The organism is Massilia mucilaginosa (assembly GCF_011682145.1).
GTDB classification, from domain to species: Bacteria; Pseudomonadota; Gammaproteobacteria; order Burkholderiales; family Burkholderiaceae_D; genus Telluria_A; species Telluria_A mucilaginosa.
Genome location: NZ_WHJH01000332.1, coordinates 1 through 295, shown reverse-complemented (window position 1 = coordinate 295; position 295 = coordinate 1). Strand labels below are relative to the sequence as shown.

The following is a 295-nucleotide window of genomic DNA, read 5'->3' as shown; positions in this document are numbered from 1 at the left end:
CCTGGAGCATGTGTGGGGCTGCCGGCTCGACCAGCAGACCTGCCTGACCGCGGTCTGCAACGATGCCGACATTCGCAATGTGCCATGGCGGCTGCACAGCGAAGACATCGTCGAAATCGCGCTTTCCAGGGACGTTGACAATATCCGTTTCGTCGCCCCATCCGCGATCACGCCGCGCGTGGCCCGATTCATGGCCGGTCGGGGCGACGCCGCGCTCCTGGCACGCATCCCGCCAGCGTTGATGACCGAAGAATTGTGTGCGCAGGCGCTGCTGAAAGACGACAACGCCTTCTCC

The 295-nt window shown here is 64.1% G+C and carries 1 protein-coding gene; it reads left to right on the top strand.

What is annotated here, in order from left to right; genetic code table 11:
• A partial coding sequence (locus tag F2P45_RS35075) for a hypothetical protein (RefSeq protein ID WP_166882757.1) occupies positions 1-295 on the top strand: 295 nt, incomplete at both ends.